11 protein-coding genes are annotated in these 15,659 nt (G+C 62.3%); 3 read left to right on the forward strand and 8 right to left on the reverse strand.

Annotated elements, in window-relative coordinates:
* The first annotated feature begins 44 nt into the window (after nt 1-44).
* Complete coding sequence (locus tag ACYAR8_RS05275; RefSeq protein ID WP_463579265.1) at nt 45-4,970, forward strand: alpha-2-macroglobulin family protein; 4,926 nt, start codon at nt 45-47, stop codon at nt 4,968-4,970.
* Between the two features lie 147 nt (nt 4,971-5,117).
* On the opposite strand, the gene ACYAR8_RS05280 is transcribed toward ACYAR8_RS05275, so the two are convergent.
* Nucleotides 5,118-5,411, reverse strand: a complete 294-nt coding sequence (locus ACYAR8_RS05280; protein ID WP_122535324.1) for a hypothetical protein — start codon at nt 5,409-5,411, stop codon at nt 5,118-5,120.
* Nucleotides 5,412-5,572: 161 nt separating this feature from the next.
* On the opposite strand from ACYAR8_RS05280, the gene pbpC reads away from it, so the two are divergent.
* On the forward strand, nt 5,573-7,909 hold the full coding sequence (pbpC, locus tag ACYAR8_RS05285; RefSeq protein WP_463579266.1) for a peptidoglycan glycosyltransferase PbpC: 2,337 nt from the start codon (nt 5,573-5,575) through the stop codon (nt 7,907-7,909).
* A gap of 306 nt (nt 7,910-8,215) precedes the next feature.
* Here the strand turns inward: pbpC and ACYAR8_RS05290 are convergent, their stop codons facing one another.
* From ACYAR8_RS05290 to ACYAR8_RS05315, 6 genes are all read right to left on the reverse strand, one after another.
* Nucleotides 8,216-8,785, reverse strand: coding sequence for a DUF4136 domain-containing protein (locus ACYAR8_RS05290; RefSeq protein ID WP_463579267.1), 570 nt, complete (start codon nt 8,783-8,785; stop codon nt 8,216-8,218).
* A 43-nt stretch (nt 8,786-8,828) separates the two neighbouring features.
* Nucleotides 8,829-9,458 (reverse strand): DUF4136 domain-containing protein, encoded by a 630-nt coding sequence (locus tag ACYAR8_RS05295; protein ID WP_463579268.1) that lies wholly within the window; start codon nt 9,456-9,458, stop codon nt 8,829-8,831.
* A gap of 46 nt (nt 9,459-9,504) precedes the next feature.
* Nucleotides 9,505-10,254 (reverse strand): methyltransferase domain-containing protein, encoded by a 750-nt coding sequence (locus ACYAR8_RS05300; RefSeq protein ID WP_463579269.1) that lies wholly within the window; start codon nt 10,252-10,254, stop codon nt 9,505-9,507.
* A complete protein-coding gene (locus ACYAR8_RS05305; protein WP_108118998.1) occupies nt 10,251-10,556 on the reverse strand; it encodes a MazG-like family protein in 306 nt (101 codons plus the stop codon). The genes ACYAR8_RS05300 and ACYAR8_RS05305 overlap by 4 nt, the downstream gene beginning before the upstream one ends.
* Before the next feature lie 233 nt (nt 10,557-10,789).
* Nucleotides 10,790-11,647: a MaoC family dehydratase gene (locus ACYAR8_RS05310; RefSeq protein WP_463579270.1), complete on the reverse strand. Its 858-nt coding sequence runs from the start codon at nt 11,645-11,647 to the stop codon at nt 10,790-10,792.
* Between the two features lie 87 nt (nt 11,648-11,734).
* Nucleotides 11,735-13,090, reverse strand: a complete 1,356-nt coding sequence (locus tag ACYAR8_RS05315) for a 3-oxoacyl-ACP reductase (RefSeq protein ID WP_463579271.1) — start codon at nt 13,088-13,090, stop codon at nt 11,735-11,737.
* A gap of 117 nt (nt 13,091-13,207) precedes the next feature.
* Between ACYAR8_RS05315 and ACYAR8_RS05320 the strand changes: the two genes are divergently transcribed.
* A complete protein-coding gene (locus ACYAR8_RS05320; protein ID WP_463579272.1) occupies nt 13,208-14,485 on the forward strand; it encodes an acetyl-CoA C-acetyltransferase in 1,278 nt (425 codons plus the stop codon).
* 391 nt (nt 14,486-14,876) lie between these two features.
* Here ACYAR8_RS05320 and ACYAR8_RS05325 read toward each other — a convergent pair whose 3' ends face one another.
* A complete protein-coding gene (locus ACYAR8_RS05325; protein WP_463579273.1) occupies nt 14,877-15,512 on the reverse strand; it encodes a hypothetical protein in 636 nt (211 codons plus the stop codon).
* Between the last annotated feature and the right edge of the window lie 147 nt (nt 15,513-15,659).

Below are 15,659 nucleotides of genomic sequence, written 5' to 3' on the forward strand. Positions count from 1 at the left end.
TATAACTTCTGCTCCCTCATCGCTGCCGTCCAAATGAGTGCCTCATGCTAAACAAAGGATTGTTCCTGGCCTGCGCGCTGGTACTGCTTAGTGCCTGCGATTCCTCTTCGTCCGACAAGCCCGCGGCTGTCCCCGCTCCACCTGCTGCGGCAGTTGTGCAACCGGGCCCCGCCGATGCCAAGCCCAAGCCTGCGGTGGATATTCCCGCGCTGAGCAAGCGGTACGCCGGGCGCGAGTTGACGGTGGTGGACGTCTCCGAAGTTCAGCTCGATGGCGCCAGCACGCTGTCGTTGAGCTTCTCGGTGCCCTTGAACCCTGATCAGAAGTTCGCTGAAAAAGTGCACCTGGTCGACAGCAAGGACGGCAAGGTCGATGGCGCCTGGGAGCTGTCGGACAACCTCATGGAGCTGCGCCTTCGTCACCTCGAGCCCAAGCGCAAGCTGGTGCTGACCATCGATCCGGGCCTGGTGGCGGTGAACAACAACACCCTGGCGGCAGAGTATTCCGCGCGGCTGGAAACGGCTGATCTGCAAGCGACGGTGGGCTTCGCCAGTCGCGGCAGTCTGCTGCCAACCCGGCTCGCTGAGGGGCTGCCGGTCATTGCCCTCAACGTCGATAAAGTTGACGTCGAATTCTTCCGCATCAAGCCTGAGTCGCTGCCTGCGTTTCTCGGCTCGTGGGAAGGCTCGTCCAGTCTTGAAAGTTACCAATCCAAAGAACTGCTGCCCCTGGCTGATCTGGTCTACAGCGGCCGTTTCGACCTGAACCCTGCGCGCAACACTCGAGAAACCGTGCTGCTGCCGATCTCCGGCCTCAAACCGTTGCAACAGCCGGGCGTTTACCTGGCCGTGATGCGCGCCTCCGGGACCTACAACTACACGCAACCGGCCACGCTGTTCACCCTCAGCGACATTGGTCTGTCGGCGCACCGTTACGCCAATCGCCTGGACGTGTTCACCCAGGCACTGGAAGGCGGCAAAGCCCTGAGTGGCGTTGACGTCGAGCTGTATGACGAGAAAGGCCGTGTGATCGGCCAGGGCAAGACCGACAACGCCGGCCACGCCGAGCTGCCGTTGCCGGCCAAGGCTCAGGTGCTGCTGGCCCATCAAGGCGAGCAGACCAGCATGCTGCGCCTGAACAGCGCCGCTTTGGATCTGGCGGAATTCGACATCACTGGCCCCAAGGCCCATCCGCTGCAATTCTTTATCTTTGGCCCGCGCGACCTCTATCGTCCGGGAGAAGTGGTGCTGCTCAATGGCTTGCTGCGTGACAGCGACGGCAAGAGCGTGAAACCTCAGCCGATCACCGTGGAAGTGCGTCGTCCGGATGAGCAGGTCAGTCGCAAGTTCGTGTGGGACGCTGACGCCACCGGGCTCTATCAATATCAGTTGCAGCTGTCGGAAGAAGCGCCGACAGGTCGCTGGCAACTGGTGTTTGATCTGGGTGACGGCAAGCCGCAGCTGTATGAATTCCAGGTCGAAGATTTCCTGCCAGAGCGCATGGCGCTGGAACTCAAGGGCAGCGACACCCCGCTGGCGCCCGATGCGCCGTTCGACGTAGCCATCACCGGTCGATACCTGTACGGCGCGCCAGCGTCGGGCAATCGCCTGAACGGTCAGTTGTATGTGCGTCCTCTGCGTGAAGCGGTGCCCGGCCTGCCGGGTTATCAGTTTGGCTCGGTGACCGAGGAAGACCTCAAGCAAGACCTGGAAATCGAAGACAGCACGCTGGACGCCAACGGCAAGCTCGACCTGAGCATTGACAGCCAATGGGCCAAGGCCCGTTCACCGCTGGAGCTGGTGCTGCAAGCCAGTTTGCAGGAGTCGGGTGGACGGCCGATCACACGGCGACTGACCCAGCCGGTCTGGCCCGCTGACGCAATGCCCGGCCTGCGTGGTTTGTACGAAGGCGAAGCCACTGACGGTGACGGCCCGGTTGAGTTCGAAGTGCTGATGGCCGACGCCCAGGGCCACAAACTGGCCGCCGATAACCTCAAAGTGCGGCTGGTCCGCGAGCGCCGCGATTACTACTGGAACTACTCCGACAGCGATGGCTGGAGCTATCACTTCAACGAGAAGTTTCTCAACCTGTCCGAAGAAACCCTCAGCGTGAAGAAAGACTCGACGGCGAAAATCAGCTTCCCGGTGGAGTGGGGCCCGTATCGCGTCGAGGTCGAGGATCCGGCCACCGGCCTTATCAGCAGCGTACGTTTCTGGGCCGGTTACCGCTGGCAGGACAACGCCGAAGGCGGCGCCGTGCGTCCCGATCAGGTCAAGCTGGCGCTGGACAAACCGGCCTATGCCGATGGCGACACCGCAAAAGTGACGGTCACGCCACCGTCGGCGGGCAAGGGCTATCTGTTGGTGGAGTCCAGCGAAGGGCCGCTGTGGTGGCAAGAGATCGACGTGCCCGCTGAAGGCAAAACCTACGACATCCCGATGGACAAGAAATGGGCGCGGCATGACCTCTATGTCAGCGCGCTGGTGATTCGTCCGGGTGAGCGCAAAGCCAACGTCACGCCGAAACGCGCCGTGGGCGTGCTGCACCTGCCGCTGGACCGTTCGCAGCGCAAGCTGGCGCTGACCGTCACGGCGCCCGAGAAGATGCGGCCCAAGCAGCCGCTCAAACTGAAGGTCAATGCGAAGAACGCCGACGGCACGATACCGAAGAGCGTGCATGTGCTGGTGGCTGCGGTGGACGTGGGCATTCTCAATATCACCGAATACGCCACGCCAGATCCGTTTGCGGCGATGTTCGGGCGCAAGGAATACGGCGCCGACCAACTGGACATCTACGGGCAGTTGATCGAGGCCGGCCGTAATCGTCTCGCCAGCCTGGCCTTCGGCGGTGACGCGGCACTGGCCAAGGGTGGCAAGCGCCCGGAAACCAGCGTCACCATCGTCGCCCTGCAAAGCGCGCCGGTGACCCTGAACGAGCAGGGCGACGCGGAAGTCAGCGTCGACATCCCGGATTTCAACGGTGAGCTGCGGATCATGGCCCAGGCCTGGACCGACGAGCGCTACGGCATGGCCGAAGCCAAAACCGTTGTCGCGGCGCCGTTGATCGCTGAGCTGTCGGCACCCCGATTCCTGGCGGGTGGCGACCAGACCAAGGTGGCGCTGGACCTGTCGAACCTTTCCGGTAAAGCGCAGAAGCTCAATGTGCAAGTGGTTGCTGAAGGGCAGTTGAGTCTGGCCGAAGGCGACAGCGCCAAAGCTGTCAGCCTGAATCAGGGGCAACGCACCACGCTGCAAATTCCGGTCAAGGCGCTGGGCGGCTTCGGTCAGGGCGTGATTCGGGTCACGGTCAACGGCCTGGACCTGCCGGGCGAAAACCTGCCGGCCTTCAGTCGCGAGTGGACCATCGGCGTGCGCCCTGCGTACCCGGCGATGCTCAAGCAATATCGCGCAGTGCTCAAGGATCAGGCGTGGAGCCTGCCGGAGGGCGCCCTTGAGGCGTTCGAGCCCGCTGGTCGTGAGGCGTTGCTGTCGGTGTCGAGCCGTCCGCCGCTGAACCTCGGTGAGCAGATTCGCGCGCTCAAAGCCTATCCCTACGGTTGCTTGGAGCAGACCACCAGCGGCTTGTACCCGTCGCTGTACGCCGACGCCGCCACGCTCAAGCGTCTGGGCCTCCAAGGTGAATCCGATGCCGACCGCAAGCGCAAGATCGAGCTGGGCATTGAGCGACTGATCGGTATGCAGCGCTACAACGGCAGCTTCGGCCTGTGGGCGGCGGACGGCGAAGAGGAATACTGGTTGACCGCCTACGTCACCGACTTCCTGCTGCGCGCTCGCGATCAAGGGTTTGCCGTGCCACCGGACGCGCTGAAGAAAGCCAATGAGCGGCTATTGCGTTACTTGCAGGAGCGCAATCAGATCGAGGTCAATTACAGCGAAAACGCCGACCACACCCGCTTTGCCGTACAGGCCTACGCGGGTCTGGTGTTGTCGCGCAGTCAGCAGGCGCCGCTGGGTGCACTGCGCAGCTTGTTTGACCGCCGCAGTGATGCGCGCTCGGGCCTGCCGCTGGTGCAGTTGTCCATCGCGCTGGAAAAAATGGGCGACAAACCCCGCGCGGATCAAGCGTTGCTTGCAGGACTGGCGGCCGGTCGCAAGGCCAACGACTGGCTCGCCGATTACGGCAGCCCGTTGCGTGATCAGGCGCTGATTCTGTCGTTGCTGGAAGAAAACAAACTCGCACCGGAGAAGGTCGAGGAGCGGCTGTTTGCGCTGGCTGATCAGGTCGCGGCGAACCGCTATCTGTCGACCCAGGAGCGCAATTCGCTGTTCCTTGCCGGTCGCGATCTGCTCGGCAAGCCCGAGGCCAAATGGGCGGCGACGCTGACCAGCGGCAGCAATAACCGCGAGCTGAGCAACGACCAGCCGGGTGTCAAACTCGACAGCTCAGTGCTGGCCGCGCCGTTGACGGTGCAGAACACCGGTGGCGACACGCTGTATCAGCAAATGACGATCTCCGGGTATCCCTCCCAGCCGCCTGCGGCCGGGGGCGAGAACCTGTCGATCAGTCGCGACTACCTGGGCATGGACGGCGCAGCGCTGAACCTCAATGGGCTGAAGAGCGGCGAACTGGTCCTGGTGCACCTTGAGATCAAGGCCAAGGAGCGCGTGCCGGATGCGCTGGTGGTGGACCTGCTCCCGGCCGGTCTGGAGATCGAAAACCAGAATCTGGCGCAGAGTTCGGCCAGTCTCGAAGACGCCAGCGAGTCGGTGAAGCAATGGCGCGAATCGATGGAAAACGCCGGCGTGAAGCATCAGGAATTCCGCGGCGATCGCTATGTGGCTGCGGTGGATCTGGAGGGTTTTAACACCGTGCACCTGCTGTATCTGGCGCGGGCTGTGACGCCGGGCGTGTACCGCGTGCCGCCGCCGCAAGTGGAGTCGATGTATCGGCCGAACTGGCAGGCACTGGGCGAAGCGCCGGCGCAGTTGGTGGTGAAGGGCAAGAAGTAGGGATTACGCTGATGATCGCTCCCACGCTCTGCGTGGTAGCAGCCTTTACTGACGCTTTGCGTCAGGTGACGCTAGGGGACGACGCTAGGGGACTGATTTATTTACAACGCTCCACCGTAAATTAATCTGTCCCCGGTTCCTGACGTATCAATGAATAATCCAGCTCAACAGCCACAGCCCCAGAAACAACCAGATGATCCCCATGATGATCGAGGCGCGCATGAAGGCGCGGATCGCTGAATACAGCAGCATCAAACCGACAACCAGGGCCACGATGCTGACGATTGAAGTGTCCATGCCCAACGTGCGCGACAGGCCGTCAACGAAATTGCCGCCCGCGTGAGTGAACATGTTGAACAACCAGCTTAAGCCGTCGACGACGAAGCGGATCACGGCGCCAATCACTTGGCCGAGCCATTCGAAAACGCTTTCTACCTGCATATCTGCTTCCTGATGAGGGGCGTGGACCAAAAACGGCATTGCTCGCTTTGGCCGTCGATTGTCCGGGCGAGTTCCCTGTCGGGTAAAGGCTTTCTGTGAAGATCACCCGATTATCGCTACGGCCGACCTGCTCGGGATTGTGGGAGCGAGCTTGCTCGCGAATGGGCCGACGCTGTGCTCGCGCTGTCGCCTGGCTCATCGGCAGCCTGCTAATCATGTGTCTGCTGCTCTGGCTCGCCGATCGGATCTGGCCGCTGCCCTTGCCCAAGGACGATCTGGCGCGCGTGGTGCTCGCCGAAGACGGCACGCCGCTGTGGCGGTTCGCCGATGCCAATGGCGTCTGGCGCTACCCGGTGACGGTCGATCAGGTGTCGCCTTATTACCTCGAAGCGCTGCTGACCTACGAGGACCGCTGGTTCTATCAACATCCCGGGGTGAACCCCATGGCGTTGGCGCGCGCGGCCTGGCAAAACCTCAGCGGTGGCCATGTGGTGTCCGGCGGCAGCACCCTGTCGATGCAGGTGGCCCGCTTGCTCGATCCACACTCGCGCACACTGGCTGGCAAGCTTCGACAGCTGTGGCGAACCGCGCAGCTGGAATGGCACCTGTCCAAACAGGACATCCTGGTGCTGTACCTCAATCGCGCGCCGTTTGGCGGCACGTTGCAGGGCGTCGCCGCTGCCAGTTGGGCGTACCTGGGCAAGTCCCCGCAGCAACTGACCCGTGCCGACGCGGCGCTGCTGGCCGTGCTGCCCCAGGCGCCGAGTCGTCTGCGTCCGGATCGCCACGCACAACGTGCTCAGGCGGCGCGGGACAAAGTGTTGCGGCGTCTGGCCGAGTTCGGCACTTGGCCGCAGGGTGCGGTTGACGAAGCGCTGGAAGAACCGCTGCTGCTCGCGCCTCGTCAGGAGCCCAGCCTGGCGCCCTTGCTCGCCCGGCGTCTGAATCGCCCCAACAGCCCGCCGTTGATCCACACCACCCTGGACGCCGGCCTGCAGCGTCGTCTCGAAGACCTGCTGCTGGGCTGGCGTGCGCGTCTGCCCGAGCGCACGTCCGCCGCGATTCTGGTGGTGGAAGCGCAGAACATGGCCGTCCGCGCCTACGTCGGCTCGGTGGACATCGGCGACGCCAAACGCTTTGGCCATGTCGACATGGTCAGCGCGTTGCGCTCGCCGGGCTCGACGCTCAAACCCTTTCTCTACGGCAAGGCCATCGACGCCGGGCTGATCCATTCGGAGTCGTTGCTGCAGGACGTGCCCCGGCGCTATGGCGATTACCGGCCGGGTAATTTCTCGTCGGGTTTTAACGGTGCGGTGGCGGCCAGCTCGGCGCTGTCGATGTCGCTGAATCTGCCAGCGGTGCAACTGCTGGAAGTCTATGGCCCGAAACGCTTCGCAGCGGAGCTGCGCAACGGCGGCGTGCCGCTGACCTTGCCGCCCCTGGCTGAACCCAATCTGGCGTTGATCCTGGGCGGTGCAGGCAGTCGGCTGGAGGATCTGGTCGGTGGCTACAGCGCGTTCGCGCGGGGCGGGCGCAGTGCGGACATTCGCTTGCAGCCCGATGACCGTCTGCGTGACCGACCGATGATGTCGCCCGGCGCGGCGTGGATCATTCGGCGGATTCTCAGCGGCCAATCCCGGCCTGACCTCGATCCCCACGCCGAGCTTGTGCAGCGCCCGCAACTGGCCTGGAAAACCGGCACCAGTTACGGCTTTCGAGATGCGTGGTCGATTGGCGTAGGGCCGAGGTTTCTGATCGGCGTGTGGATCGGCCGGCCGGACGGGACCCCGGTGCCGGGGCAGTTTGGGCTGGCGTCGGCAGCGCCGCTGATGCTGCAGGTTCACGACCTGCTGGTGAACCGCGACGCCCAGCGCAACATCCTGCCGCCCGTGTTGCCGGTGCCGCTCAACGTAGGCGTTGCTGCCATCTGCTGGCCTCTGGGGCAGCCGATGAGCAAGAGCGACCCGAACTGCCGTCGCCAACGTTTCGCCTGGACCCTCGACGGCACGACGCCGCCGACCTTGCAGGCGACCGATCAGCCGCTGGGGTTGGGGCTCACGGAGAAAGTCTGGCTGAACGACAAAGGCCTGCGCGTCGCGGCAAGTTGTCCACAGGCTCAGCCAAAAGAGATCGCCCTCTGGCCGGCGCCCCTTGAACCCTGGCTGCCGAAGGGCGAGCGGCGCGAGGCGCGTCTCCCTGACGTTGACCCATCATGCCCGCCTCAAGGGCTGAGCCTAGCCCCACCATTGTCAGTGGTGGGCGTCCGGGAGGGCGATCAATTGCGCTTGCCGGCCGGCAGTCAGCAGCTGTTGCGGCTCACGCTGTCGGCGCTGGGCGGCAGTGGCCGGCGCTGGTGGTTCATCGACGGCACGCCGGTCGGCGACACCGCCAGTCAGGACAGCTACACCCACACCTTCACGCGTTTGGGGCGCTACCAACTGAGCGTGCTGGATGAAAGCGGGCAGACTGCCCGGGTGGAATTCAGTGTGGTGGATTGAAACGTAGAGGCCCGTGCGTGAGACCCATGGTCAGAGGTGCCGCCGATCCACCGTAGGAGCCGGCTTGCTGGCGAACGCTGTTGTTTAGACGCCGCGAGGGTGAATGACAGATCGGGTTCGCCAGCAAGCTGACTCCTACGGATTCGCGTCGATCACCCATTGTGTGGACGAGATCAGGCCGCAGTGGGAGCGAGCTTGCTCGCGACTTGGTCGCTACGTCCACTCAATTTTCGGCGGTTGAAATGCCGTCTTCGCGAGCAAGCTCACTCCTATATGGACCTCACAGGCTGACGACCGGATCAACCCTCAATGCGGCGGATACTGCTGCAGGATGTTCTGCACCGTCTGGCGCAGGGCCTGCTCGCGCGCAGCAGGGTTGGCGTTGCCGTCGCTGACCATCTGCTCGGTGCTGCCACGCCAGACCAGCTTGCCGTCCTTGCCGTCGAGCATGTCGATCTGCAGGGTCGAGACTTTGTAATCGACGTTGCGCGTCTCGGTGCCGATCGGGCCGCCCCAGTAGCCGCCCCACGGATTGCCCCAATAACCGCCACCGCCGCCGTAGTTGGTGGTGACCGTCTGCTGGCGGTTTTCTACGATGAGCCATGCCTGCAGTTGCACGTCCGCTTTCATGCCGGGCGCTGCCATGCGCAGGCCGCGCTGCTCCAGTTGCTCGCCGACCGCCTGGCGAATGCGCTGTTCGGTCAGGTCACTTTTGATGCGCGGATCGTCCGGCTGATATTGCAAACCAGGCTCCTTCCACGCCCACGACCGGTAGGCGCCGAAATCGCGCTGGGCGTCGAAGTCGCGGTTGACCCGATCGGTCTGGCAGGCGCCGAGCAGCAGGGCGACACAAAGGACAGCAATGCGGCGGTACATGGGATTTCTCCAGCGTGTAAACAAAACGCCAAGGGGCGCGAAATCAGGACGGCGGGTAAGCCGTCAGGGCTTGTTGTACGGCCTGACGCAGGGCTTTGGCGCGGGTTGACTGGTCGCCGCCGCTGGCGGTTTCGGCGCTCGCGCTCCACACCGGCTGGCCGCTGCGGGCATCGAACAGACTGATGCGAACCACAACCACCTGTTCCTGGTAGGTACGCACGATCGGCACGCTGGCATAACCGCCGTAACCGTTGCGGTAGCCGTTACCACCGTAATAGCCCCCACCTGAACCGCCATAGTACGGATCGTAATAGTCATCGCGCACCTGACGAATCCGGGTCTCCGCATGGGTATCGGCGGCGACGCGCAAGTCCGCCGCCTGCGGGTTCTGCGACGGCCGCAGACCGCGTTGATCCAGCCCGTTGCTCACGGCTTCGGCCAGTTGAGCCGAGTCTGCCCAGAGGGTGCCCGGCGGCAACTGACCGTTGAGCCAGGCCCAGTTGCGATAGCGGCCATAATCGCGCGGCGCCGCAGGGTAAGCGCTCATGTCGATGGCATTGGCAGCGTGAGGCGGCGCCGGTGGAATGGCCGCAGACACAGCGCGATAAGGATTGGGGCTCTGGCAGGCGGCGAGGCCCAGGCAGAGGGAAAGCAAAGCGAGACGGCGTTTCATGAGGGTCTCCGCAGCGTGCGTTAAGCAGCGAGTAAACCAGCGTCTGTTATAAGGGGCGGCACATCCAGTGCAGGTAGCGTCCCAGTCCGGCGAAGGCCGGGTGGCGACGGTGGGCGAGCTCCATTTCCAGCAGGTCCGCAAGCTCGGCTCGAGCCTGGAACTCGACCGGCATGTAGTCGTGAAAAACCCGAACGCCACTTTGGGTTTCGACTCGCCACAAAGGGCCAAGTTGCGCCGCCAGTTCGCGGGGATCAAGAGGCTCCTGCGGGGTCAGACTCTGTTTTTCGCCGGCCAGGGTGTTCTTGCGCATTTTGCGGAAGTGGCCTTTGAGCAGGTTGCGGTAAATCAGTGCGTCGCGGTTGTAGAACGCCAATGACAGCCAGCCGTCGGGCTCGGTCAACTGATGCAGGACCGGAAGAATCGTGAACGGCTCGTCCAGCCACTCCAGCACTGCATGGCAGATCACCAGGTCATAACGCTCGGTCAGAATATCGGGCAGTGCTTGCCACGGCGCCTGAATGAAGTTCGCCGTCTGCCCCGCGTCGGTAAAGCGCTGACGTGCGCCTTCGAGCATGGGGGCGGCGGGTTCGGCCAGCGTCACATCATGCCCGCGCTCGGCCAGCCACAGCGACATGTGCCCAAGCCCGGCGCCGATGTCCAGCACGCGCAACGGACGGTCCGGCAGGCTTTCGATAAGGTCAGCCTGTAGCACCGCCAACCGGATCGCCCCCTTGGCGCCGCCGTAGATTTTTTCAGCGAAGCGCGTCGCCAGTTGATCGAAATGACGGTCGCTCATTGGCTGAACCGCCGTTCGCCGTCCGCCAGTTTTGCGCGCACCACTTCATCCATGTCCAGACCCAGCTCGCTGCACAACAGCAGCAGGTAAAGCACGATGTCTCCGACTTCCTGCCCGGCGTGGGCCAGCTCGTCCGCCGGTAACTGACGGGACTGATCCTCGGTCTTCCACTGGAAGATCTCCACCAGCTCGGCCATTTCCACGCTGGCGGCCATGGCCAGGTTTTTCGGGCTGTGAAATTGCCGCCAGTCGTTGTTATCGCGGATGCGATGCAGGCGTTGGGTGAGTTCGTCGAGGTTCATGGGGGTCTCCTGAAGGTGCGTAGCTTCAGGGGGATAGGCGATTGACGCAAGGGGGCGCGATGCGCAGTCGCCGAGCTCGGTGGCGGGGGACGCAGTGTAGGAGTGTGGCTTGTCCCGCGATCGGCTGCGCAGCGGTCGCAAAACAAACGAATGGATTCTGCCTGACACCACGCGACCGGCAGATTTGCTGCCGCTTCGCGCCAGATCGCGGGACAAGCCACGCTCCCACAGAGTTACTCCGTGGCCGGCCGCCAGCTCCCCAGCATATGCACGATCCCTTCCGCGCCTTCCAGCTTGAACTGCCCATGGGACCCCGCCGCGCTGGCAGACAACGTCACCCCGCTCGGCAGCCGCACCGGTTTGTGAAAATCCACCGAAATCTCTACATTCGACGTCGGCAGATGATCTTCAAGTGCTGCCAAGGCACGGCTTTTTATCCACAGCCCGTGGGCAATCGCCTTGGGAAAACCGAACAGTTTGGCGCTGCTGTCACTGAGGTGAATCGGGTTGTAGTCGCCACTGACCTTGGCGTACTGACGACCAATGTCCGAAGGCGCTGACCACGTCGCCAGCTCCGTCATCGGCAGCGGCGCCGGTTCGTAATCGCCTTCGATCTCGCCGTCCACGTGGACGTCACGGCAAAGCATCGTGCTCTCTTCTTCCCACAGCAGGCCCAACGCATCTTCGACCTGGGTGATCACGCTGAACGTCGCGCCCTTTGCATGGGGTTTGAGATGGCCAACGTGCACGCTGACCTGCACCTTGATCACGCTGCCAAGGGGCCGACGAACGCTGATCCGGTTGTGCAAGTGGACCAGCCCGAGGAGCGGGAAGGGGAAATCCTTGTCGGTAAGCAGTTTCATCTGCAGCGGGAAGGCCAGCACATGGGGATAGGTCGGCGGCAGCAGACTGCCCGGGATAAAGCCGCAGACGTGGGCGAACGCTTTGACCTTGTCCGGATCCACTGACATCCAGCACCGCAGCCCTTGATCCGGTAGTTTTGCGCCGCTGACCTTGCGCCGCAACGCCGCTTGCATGAACAGGCCGGGCAGGGCCGGGGGCGTGTCCAGATACCGCCAGTGCGCACTCATCGAGGTTCTCCTGTGGTCATGCTACAGATCAGGCACGCACCGGATCGACGGGGCGGCGATTCAAACACTCATGTTCTTGATGCCCACTCAGGCACCGAGCACGCTCTGGCCGCACACGCGCAGCACCTGGCCGCTCATTGCGCCGGAGCCCGGTTGACCCAGCCAAGCCACCGCTTCGGCCACGTCCTGGGGCTGGCCGCCCTGGCCCAACGAACTCATGCGTCGGCCCGCTTCGCGCAAGGCAAACGGCATGTGCGTCGTCATGCTCGTTTCGATAAAACCCGGCGCCACGGCGTTGATGCTGATGCCCCGCGCTTTGAGGGTCGGCGCCATCGCCCGGGCATAGCCGATCAGCCCGGCCTTGCTCGTGGTGTAGTTGGTTTGCCCGCGATTGCCCGCAAGCCCGCTGATCGACGCCAGCAGAATCACGCTGCCATTCTCGCGCAGCACGCCGCTGTCGATCAGCGCCTGGGTCAGCACCTGCGGTGCGTTGAGATTCACATCCAGCACCGAGTCCCAGAAGTCCGAGGGCATATTCGCCAGCGTCTTGTCCCGGGTGATGCCAGCGTTGTGCACGACGATATCCAGGCCGCCGGGCAAGTGTTCAATCAACTGAGCGGCAGCGTCCGGTGCGCAGATGTCCAGGACCAGCGCCTGCCCACCAAGACGCGCCGCCAGCGCATCGAGATCGGATTTAGCCTGGGGGACATCCAGCAATACCACCTCCGCACCGTCGCGAGCGAGGGTTTCCGCGATGGCCGCGCCGATGCCTCGGGCTGCCCCTGTCACCAGCGCTTTACGTCCTGCCAGCGGACGGGTCCAGTCCTGAACCTGCTGCCCGCAGGCACTCAGGCGAATTACCTGACCGGAGATGAACGCGCTCTTCGGCGACAGGAAGAATCGCAGCGCGCCTTCGAGCTGATCTTCCGCGCCGTCCTCTACTTGCAGCAGTTGAACCGTGCCACCGTTACGCATTTCCTTGGCCAGGGAGCGGCTGAAACCTTCGATGGCCTGCTGAGTGCTGGCGGCCAGCGGATCAGTTTGAGCATCCGGCGCACGGGCAAGAATGACGACGTGGGCGCTGTTGTCCAGATGACGGAGGATCGGCTGAAAGAACTCGCGCAACTGACTCAGTTGGGAGGTGTGCAGCAGCGTGCTGGCGTCGAACACCACAGCCTTGATCTTCCCGCTCTGCTCCGCATTCCAGGGGGGGGCGCCATTGACTTCGCCGCCATTACTGAACAGCACATCGGTCAGGCGCGGCGCGAAGGTGCTGACTCGCTCGGCCAATGGACCTGTGCTCAGCAACAGCGCGCCCTCCACCGGCCGCAGACGCCCCGCCTGCCAGCGCTCCAGACGTGCGGGCGCTGGCAGACCGACGGCGCCGACCAGCTTGCGGCCGAGGTCGGAGTTGACGAAGTCAATGTAGCGATCGGATGCCATGGAACACTCTCCTTGCGTCTGGGTTCAAATCAGTGGACCGCGTGGTTAGGTAATAGGTCCTACGCTGTCAGGCAGCGCTTCTCAAACGATAGACGCATTCAGGGCAGGGAGATTTCGATGATTCAGACACGACGCGTGGCCATTGTCGGCGGCAATCGCATTCCGTTCGCACGCTCCAACGGCGCGTATGCCACCGCCAGCAATCAGGAAATGTTGACCGCTGCGCTGGAAGGTCTGATCGAGCGCTTCAACCTGCACGGCCTGCGCATCGGCGAAGTCGCCGCCGGCGCGGTGCTCAAGCACTCCCGTGATTTCAACCTCACCCGTGAATGCGTGCTCGGTTCGCGGCTGTCGCCACAAACGCCGGCCTACGACATTCAACAAGCCTGCGGCACCGGGCTCGAAGCGGCGCTGCTGGTGGCGAACAAGATCGCCCTCGGTCAGATTGAGTGCGGCATTGCCGGTGGCGTCGACACCACCTCCGACGCGCCCATCGGCGTCAACGAAGACCTGCGGCAGATCCTGTTGCAGGTCAATCGCAGCAAGACGACGGCTGACAAGCTCAAGGCGCTGACACAATTGCGCCTGCATAACCTCAAGCCGGAACTGCCGCGCAATGGCGAACCCCGCACCGGTTTGTCGATGGGTCAGCACTGCGAATTGATGGCGCAGACCTGGGGCATCCCCCGCGAGGCACAGGACCAACTGACGCTGAACAGTCATCAAAAAATGGCCGCCGCCTATGCGGAAGGCTGGCAGGACGACCTGCTCACGCCATTCCTCGGCCTGACCCGCGACAACAACCTGCGCACTGATGCGAGCCTGGAAAAGCTTGCCTCGCTCAAGCCCGCCTACGAGCGCAGCGCAAAAGGTACGCTGACGGCGGGCAACTCGACGCCCCTCACTGACGGTGCCTCGCTGGTGTTGCTCGCCAGCGAAGAGTGGGCGCGGGAACGTGGCTTGCCGGTTCTGGCCTACTGGCGGGATGGCGAGGCTGCCGCGGTGGATTTCGTGCGCGGTAACGAAGGTCTGCTGATGGCCCCGGTCTACGCTGTCCCGCGCTTGCTGGCGCGCAACGGCCTCACGCTGCAAGACTTCGACTATTACGAAATCCACGAAGCCTTCGCCGCGCAGGTGCTGTGCACGTTGAAGGCGTGGGAAGATCCGGAGTACTGCAAAACTCGTTTGGGGTTGGATGCGCCGTTGGGCTCCATTGACCGCAGTAAGCTCAATGTCAAAGGCAGCTCCCTGGCGGCGGGTCATCCCTTTGCGGCGACCGGTGGCCGCATTGTCGCCAATCTGGCGAAGTTGCTGAGCGTGGCGGGGCAGGGCCGCGGACTCATCTCCCTATGCGCAGCGGGCGGGCAGGGGGTTACGGCGATACTTGAGCGTTGAACACGGGTTTTACCTAGTTGTGCTTATTCAGGGGGCGATTCGCGATGGGCGCCATAGACGAAGCCGGTACATCAAAATACGCATATTGTAGGTTGACGACCTGCTCCTGATTTGAGAGGGAGGTTGCGCTCTGGTTACTCTTTCTGTGGAGTCAGCAACCTATCGGTGCGATAACTTCGTCTTGAGAGTGTTTTTCCGTCTCACGAGTGCCTGGCACCATTTATACAGGCACAGTGGATGTGCTTAGTGATGTTGATTAACTTGAAAGAGGGTGCGGTAGCTGCATAGCGATGTGCGAAGCACCCTTAATGTGAACTTCGCATATGCTGACGCAGACTCTAATATCCAGCATTTATGGCCGTAAGAACTGGGGGCGATCGCGCAACGGAAGTCAAACGTAAATCGAAAAATTGTCCACATATAGTGATGGGACAGGTGTGCCGGTATATCTTGCCAATGTAAACTCTATCTCTGTGATATTCCGGTTTTCTGGGGCTTCGTGCTCGATCCACATGGGGCCTTTTGGGGGGGGGACGGTGACTTGTTCACCGGTATTATAATGATAAATTATTGAGGCTACTGAGAGTTCTGTGGAGAGATCTTCGGCAAAACCATACCGCACTCTACGCGTTAGCTTTTTTGGTTTGAAACTCACTCGCGTTTCTATGTTGTGATCAGCTATTATGTAGATCTTTCCGTCGTCTAAAAATGGTGGGTGGTTGTTAAAGCTATGAGAGATGATAACGCGGCTTCCCGTTACATTAATACTCAAGAAATCTCTATCCGCATAGCTGAAATCGCCATCTGGCAAATCATCAAAGTCATCAGTAATGGCCTGGGGCGGTAAGGCAGTCAGTGTGTAAGGATCAGAAGTTTCACCTCCAGCCCGAGCAACAAAAGTCTGTTGGCCAAGAGCAATAGGTACGTCACAGCTCCACGAACCGTCGGCTCGTGTCGTCGTTGTCCCTACCACATCCGTGCCAATCAGGATATCTACCGACATGCTGCTTGTATTTCCAAGTGCCATGTTCAAGTCCTCTATTACGTCCAATTTCAGAAAGCCTTGATATGTATAGGTGATAGGCCTGGCGGTTGCCAGTCCTGCTCATATCGATTGGCGATAAACGGGTTTACGGCTATCGCGTTAGGTTAAGCGTCGGTTGGTTAATGCCCG

Source organism: Pseudomonas sp. HP_01 (assembly GCF_055284355.1).